Source organism: Gordonia tangerina, assembly GCF_021556435.1.
Taxonomy (GTDB): domain Bacteria; phylum Actinomycetota; class Actinomycetes; order Mycobacteriales; family Mycobacteriaceae; genus Gordonia; species Gordonia tangerina.
The window spans coordinates 66,031-72,030 of the sequence record NZ_JAKGCU010000027.1; the positions used below are offsets into that span (position 1 = coordinate 66,031).

A 6,000-nucleotide genomic window follows, 5' to 3' on the forward strand; every position below is an offset into this window, starting at 1 on the left:
ACCAGGCCAGCGGGGGTCGGTAGTGCGCATCGTCGGCACGTCGGTCGCGCAGGTGCGCGGTGGCCTCCGGCGGGTTGGGGGGAACCGGATTGCGACGCGGTCCGGGCGCCTGACGGGTCCGGCCGGCGTCCGGATGGGGCGGCGGTGGACGACGCGGCGAACCCTGAGGGGGAGATGCGGAAGGTGGCGGCGGGGAAGCATGTCGCGGGGGAGATGGGACGGGTCTGCGAGCGCGGTCGCCGGCGCGCGGGGCGGGTCCTGCAGGGACGTCGCGCCGTCGCATCATCGGCTGGTCGGGCTCATTCATCTCATCCAATGTACGCATCGACGCCTCGCGTTCCGGCGCGCTGCGCGACCGAGTGGAGCGGACACACAATCAATCCATCAAGCACTGTGACATTCACTATTGACACATAGCCACCCGGATCTAGTGTCGGAGATCACAGACGATGGGGTCCAGGAGGTGTCCGATGCCAGCGACATCGCAGGTGAGGCGGCATGATGGCGCAGGGCGGGTGGCAATTGCCCAACGCCTGATCAACGGGTCGGTGAAGCGGTCGTATGAGCCGGTCGTCGAACTGGACTGGGATCGCGAACCCGAATCCGATCGCTACTTCCTCCCGCCGCGGGTGCTGACGCTGGCCGGGACCGACCTGTGGGCCGGACTGTCGGAGGAGCGGCGGATCGAGGTGTCCCGACAGGAGCTGGCCAACATCCTGTCGGTCGGCATCTGGTTCGAGAACCTGCTCAACCGCACGCTGCTCGATCGCCTGATGGCCGCGGACCCGGCGTCGGCCACCACGCATTACGCGCTGACCGAGATGGGTGACGAGTGCCGGCACATGGTCATGTTCGGTCGGGCGATCGAATGGTCGGGCGCCCGGCCGTTCCGGATGCGGTGGTGGGAGCGGGCGGTGATGACGATGCTGCCCTCCGCGCTGCGCGGCAGCCTGCTGTGGGTGGCCGCCCTCGTCGGGGAGGAGATCTTCGACGCCCTGCAGCGCGAGATGCTCGACGATCCAGAGTTGCAGCCGCTCGTGGCACGGCTGATGCAGATCCACGTCGCCGAGGAAGCGAGGCACATCGGTTTCGCCCGGGACGGCATCATGCGCCGCACACCCACTCGCGGCCGGTGGGAGACGGTCGTGGCCGCCAACGGACATGCGCTGGCGGGGGTGCTGTTCCGGCGGCTGTTCACCAATCCGGCGATGTACACCCGCGCCGGCCTCGACGGCCGGGCCGCCGCGCGGGTCGCGCGCGCCAACCCGCACTTTCACGAGGTGCAGATACGTGGCTTTGCCTCGCTCGCGGCGTTTCTCGAGGACGCCGGACTGATGAGCCGGCTGTCGCGATACGGGTGGCGGCGCGGCGGATTCCTGCCATGAGCAGCCATCCGACGGTGGCGGTCACCGGCACCGGACTGCCGGCGCAACGCCTTCGAGCGCGCATCCGACGTTCGGCGGTGCGGATCAACATCGTCTCCGATGCCCTGAGGGCCGGGGTGGCGGTGCACGAGCGCAGTGCGCCCGCGGGGAGCTACCTCGATCTCATGTCGGCGGATCGCGACGGTGAGGTGTTTCTCGATGACCCACGGGCTGTTGACTATGTGGCGTCGATGCTCGAGCACCTCGCCGTCGTCGGTGCGCACTCGCTCACCGTGCGCAAGCCCATCGAGAACGAGTGGGCGGCCATCGGGACGCCCCGGCGTCGCAGGTCGCGGCTGCGTCGGTTCCGTCCCGACGACTACGACTGGGTGGGTGTCGAATCCATCGAGGACGACGTCGTCGACGGCATGGCGGTGCTGTCGGTCGATGGCGACGAGCTGTCGGCGCGAGTGCGGGTGACGGGTCATCTCGACCCACTCGACGGGCGATACCACTGGGCGGGCGTGGTTTTCGGTGACGAAGTCCGACGGTGGAAGAACAACCGGGTCACCACGGTGGCCGTCGCGATGGACGGCGGCGAGCCGGTGGGTGCCCGGCTGGCCGAGGTCACCCCCGCCGGTACGGTTCGGATCGTGGGAGTGGGCGCGCCGCCGTACGCTCTCGACGCGCTGGTGGTGTGAGAGCGATCGGTCAGCCGACCCAGCTCAGATGGTCGTGCAGCAGCGCATAACCGACGAAAGCGACGATGTCCATCACTGCATGCGCCACGACGAGCGGCCACACCCGCGAGGTGACCTGGAAGAACCGCCCGAACACCAGTCCCATCACCACGTTGCCGAGTCCCGCGCCGACACCCTGGTACAGGTGGTAGCCGCCGCGTAGCACCGAACTCGCGGCGAGAGAGGCATTCTCGGATGCACCGAGTTGCCGTAGCCGGGTGATGAAGTAGGCCACCACGATGATCTCCTCGGCGGCGGCGTTGCCCACCGCGAGCAGGATCAGGATCGGCCAGCGCCACCACACCCCGTCGACCTCGCTGGGGACCAGGTGTGCGTTGACGCCCAGCGCACGAGCGATGGCCACGAGCGCCAGGCCCGGCAGCCCCACCACTGCGGCGAGTCCGACGCCGGCGGGCAGGTCGCGTCGCGTTGGCCCTCGGTCGAGGCCGGCGAGCCGCAGAAATCCACTGCGCCACAGCAGGTACACTCCCAGCCCGCCGATCGCGAACAGTCGCAGGGCGCTCATCAGCTGACGGGCGAAGTCGATCCACCCCAGGTCCGAACGTGACGGATTCAGCGCGACTGTCGTGTTGCCGATGCCGCCGGCCAGCTGTGCCTCCACCAACGACAGGGCCGCCGAGATCGCGGAGAACGCAAAGGTGAGGGCGCCGACGATGACCAGCTCGAGGATGAGTGCGCGGCGTTCGACGGGGTCGGTGACGACGGCGATCCCGGCCGGACGCGCGGGGTGCACAACCGATCTCAGCGTGGCGCGCATGATGGCCAGCGTACGGGCCGGGCGCCTCCGGTCTCAGTCCGGCAGGCTGTTCAGGAAGGGGCAACCCGCGAGCGTGCGCAACGCCTGGGAGAGTTCGTGGACATCGGAGACCGGTCGCGTGAACGGCAGTCGCACGTCGGAATCCCCGCCGCGTCCCTCGATCCGGAAGCGGATACCGAACCGGTCCAGTCCGAGTGGCCGAACGCGGCCGTCGCGCATGTCTCGCGGCAGGCGCCGCACAAGCTGTCCGACCAGGTCGGCGTGATCGGAATCCAGATGTGCGATCCAGTCGCCCTCGTACTCCCAGAACGGGTCCGGGGTCGCACCCGCGAGCTCGGCAGACGGGACCGAGGCCGCACCCGCGGAGGTGGCGATGACGGCGCTGTCGATCTGCAGCCGCAGCATCGAACTGCCGTGGCCCAGGTCGAGTAGCCCGTCGTCGGGGTGTTCGGTGGCGATCTCCACGGCCAGATCGCGTTCCAGATTCGTGGGGACGGCATGCAGGGTGCCGTTGAGCCAGACCAATGACCGAACCCGTTCGCGCAGATCGATCGGGGCGCAATCGGTGACCTCGACCATGGCGGCGATCCCGTCGGGGCAGTCACCGGCCAATGTCACCGCGTCGCCGTCGGTGGGGACCAGGACGAATGCCTGCGACTCGAACAGATGCACCACGTTCACCGGAGTCGGCTCGGCGCCCTCGACAGCGAGGGTGGCGACGCTGACCTGGCGGCATGCGGTCTGGATCAGTTCGGCGTCCGACGGACGGTCGGTCAGTGCCCGAGTCATGCGCTCCTCGCTTTCGATCGGCGGGTTAGTCCTTATTAAGGCAACCCTAACCTAAATACCTATCCGGTGTTCGTCAATCCTTTCGATGACGGGTCCGAGAACGTCGATCGGCGGTTGCGTCGGCTCGACTAGGCTCTTGTCGTGTCCGTGTTCGCCTACTTCGGTCCCTCGGGGACCTTCACCGAGATCGCCCTCGACCGGCTGCTGACCACCCGGCTGCCGCGGCAAAGCGCCCCCCGCCCGACGGGTGACGTGGAGAAGATCGCCGCCAAGAGCCCGGCCGCCACCATCGAGATGGTGCGCGCCGGGGCGGCCGATTTCGGCTGTGTCCCGATCGAGAGTTCCGTGGAGGGTGCGGTCCCGGCCACCGCCGACGCGCTCGTCCCGCCGGGGCCGGGTACCGCCGGGCGGGTGCAAGTGTTCGCCGAGGTCGTGCTCGACGTCGCGTTCACGATCGGCGCGCGATCGCCATTGGAACCGTCACAGGTGCGCACGGTGGCGGCCTATCCGGTGGCCGCGGCGCAGGTGCGCGAATCCATCGAGAAGCTTTATCCGCAGGCGCAATTCGTCACCGCGTCGTCGAATTCGGGTGCTGCCGCCGACGTTGCGGACGGCAAGGCGGACGTGGCCGTCACCACCTCGCTGGCGGCGGAGTTGTCGGGCCTGGTGGTCCTCGCCGACGCGGTGGCCGACGCCGACGACGCCTACACCCGGTTCCTGCTGATCGGCGCACCGGCCGCGCCGCCCGCGGCGACCGGCTCCGACCGGACGTCGGTGATCCTCGACCTCCCGAACGTGCCGGGCAGCCTGATGACTGCGATGGACGAATTCGCCTCGCGTGAAATCGATCTGACGCGAATCGAATCCCGTCCGCGGCGCGACGTGCCGGGTTCCTACCGCTTCTACCTCGACGCCGTCGGTCATATCGACGACGACGCGGTCGGGGAGGCGTTGCGCGCGTTGTACCGCCGTTGTGAGCGGGTGGTGTTCCTGGGCTCGTGGCCCTGTGATCGCGCCACGGGGTCCCCGCCGCCCGACACCGCCGACAGCGTCGCCTGGTTCGAGAGTCTGCGCAGCGGGGAGGTGCGCTAGTGGCGCGGCTGTATCTGGTTCGTCATGGTGAGACCACCTCCAACGTCATGCGGCGCCTCGACACCGCCCTGCCCGGCGCCGCGCTGACCGATTTCGGTGTGCGCCAAGGGGTTCGCTATGCGCTGGAGAATCCGCGATCGAGTGACGTGGTGTTGGTGAGTTCGGTGGCCCGGCGTGCGCAGCAGACCGCAGAGCTGATCGGATCGGTGTGGGAGGTGGACCCCGACGTCGCCGAGGGCATCCACGAAGTCCAGGTGGGAGACCTGGAGGACCGTTCCGACGACGACGCCCACGGCGTGTTCAAGGACGTCGTCGAACGGTGGCATCGGGGGGATCTCGAAGCGCGGCTGCCCGGCGGCGAGTCACTGGCCATGGTCTATGACCGCTACCTACCGGTCATCGACGACCTGCGCGCGGGGCACCTCGAGGGGGCTGATCAACGCGATGTCGTGGTGGTCAGTCACGGCGCGGCGATCCGGTTGATCGCGGCCCGCCTGGCCGGTGTCGACCCCGGCTTCGCCGCAGAGACACACCTGCGCAACACCGGTTCCATCGAACTCGAGTTCGTCGACGGATTGTGGCGCCTGCACCGGTGGGGTGCGGTGGCCGGCCCGTTCGGTCCGCGCATCGACGAACCGCTGGTGACCGAGCCGTCCGCCGATCCGATGGGGTAGTTCTCGTCGTTGGTCCGGCGGGACTGGTCTCGATACGGCGCCTCGCCCAGGGGCTCGGTGCCTACTCGACCACCGACTATGGGCGTCGGCGGGCCACCAACCGCTGGTCGAGGGCCGCCAACCGCTGGCGACTACTCGACCAACCGCTGGCCGAGGGTCGCCAACCGCTGGTCGATGGCCGCCAACCGCTGGTCGAGGGTCGCCAACCGCTGGTCGAGGGCCACCAACGGCTGGTCGATGGCCGCCAACCGCTGGTCGAGGGTCGCCAACCGCTGGTCGAGGGCCACCAACGGCTGGTCGAGGGCGACCAACCGCTGGCGACTCCTCGACCAACCGCTGGTCGAGGGCGACCAACCGCTGGCGAGGGCCGCCAACCGCTGGTCGAGGGCGACCAACCGCTGGCGACTACTCGACCAACTGCTGGTCGAGTAGTCGCGAGGCGCTAGGAGACTGCTGAATAATTGGGGGTGGATTCCGGCGCGGGAATGCGCTGGTTTTGGCCGCCGTGCTGGGATCCTGAGGTTATGCAGGGTGAGTCGGATCGCCAGGGTGAGTTTCTGGAT

The 6,000-nt window shown here is 68.7% G+C and carries 7 protein-coding genes; 4 read left to right on the forward strand and 3 right to left on the reverse strand.

Going from position 1 to position 6,000, the window contains the following annotated elements; translation table 11 throughout:
- Window positions 1-470: 470 nt before the first annotated feature.
- Together L1892_RS21110 and L1892_RS21115 are read left to right on the forward strand one after the other, a co-directional pair.
- Window positions 471-1,385 carry an AurF N-oxygenase family protein gene (locus L1892_RS21110; RefSeq protein ID WP_235725712.1) on the forward strand — a complete coding sequence of 305 codons (915 nt, stop codon included), beginning with the start codon at window positions 471-473 and terminating at the stop codon, window positions 1,383-1,385.
- Window positions 1,382-2,065: a DUF4873 domain-containing protein gene (locus L1892_RS21115; protein ID WP_235725713.1), complete on the forward strand. Its 684-nt coding sequence runs from the start codon at window positions 1,382-1,384 to the stop codon at window positions 2,063-2,065. Before L1892_RS21110 ends, L1892_RS21115 begins: the two co-directional genes overlap by 4 nt.
- Window positions 2,066-2,075: 10 nt before the next feature.
- On the opposite strand, the gene L1892_RS21120 is transcribed toward L1892_RS21115, so the two are convergent.
- Window positions 2,076-2,882: a CPBP family intramembrane glutamic endopeptidase gene (locus tag L1892_RS21120; RefSeq protein ID WP_235725715.1), complete on the reverse strand. Its 807-nt coding sequence runs from the start codon at window positions 2,880-2,882 to the stop codon at window positions 2,076-2,078.
- A 33-nt stretch (window positions 2,883-2,915) separates the two neighbouring features.
- Window positions 2,916-3,671 (reverse strand): DUF2470 domain-containing protein, encoded by a 756-nt coding sequence (locus L1892_RS21125; RefSeq protein ID WP_235725717.1) that lies wholly within the window; start codon window positions 3,669-3,671, stop codon window positions 2,916-2,918.
- 141 nt (window positions 3,672-3,812) lie between these two features.
- On the opposite strand from L1892_RS21125, the gene pheA reads away from it, so the two are divergent.
- Together pheA and L1892_RS21135 are read left to right on the forward strand one after the other, a co-directional pair.
- Window positions 3,813-4,763, forward strand: a complete 951-nt coding sequence (gene pheA / locus L1892_RS21130) for a prephenate dehydratase (protein ID WP_235725722.1) — start codon at window positions 3,813-3,815, stop codon at window positions 4,761-4,763.
- Window positions 4,763-5,437 (forward strand): histidine phosphatase family protein, encoded by a 675-nt coding sequence (locus tag L1892_RS21135; RefSeq protein WP_235725724.1) that lies wholly within the window; start codon window positions 4,763-4,765, stop codon window positions 5,435-5,437. Before pheA ends, L1892_RS21135 begins: the two co-directional genes overlap by 1 nt.
- Window positions 5,438-5,568: 131 nt before the next feature.
- Here the strand turns inward: L1892_RS21135 and L1892_RS21140 are convergent, their stop codons facing one another.
- Window positions 5,569-5,748: a hypothetical protein gene (locus L1892_RS21140; protein WP_235725727.1), complete on the reverse strand. Its 180-nt coding sequence runs from the start codon at window positions 5,746-5,748 to the stop codon at window positions 5,569-5,571.
- Between the last annotated feature and the right edge of the window lie 252 nt (window positions 5,749-6,000).

Excerpts from the sequence above, each read along its gene's own strand:
- L1892_RS21110 (WP_235725712.1), top strand. The coding sequence starts at position 471 with ATGCCAGCGACATCGCAGGTGAGGCGGCATGATGGCGCAGGGCGGGTG.
- L1892_RS21115 (WP_235725713.1), top strand. The coding sequence starts at position 1,382 with ATGAGCAGCCATCCGACGGTGGCGGTCACCGGCACCGGACTGCCGGCG.
- L1892_RS21120 (WP_235725715.1), bottom strand. The coding sequence starts at position 2,882 with ATGCGCGCCACGCTGAGATCGGTTGTGCACCCCGCGCGTCCGGCCGGG.
- L1892_RS21125 (WP_235725717.1), bottom strand. The coding sequence starts at position 3,671 with ATGACTCGGGCACTGACCGACCGTCCGTCGGACGCCGAACTGATCCAG.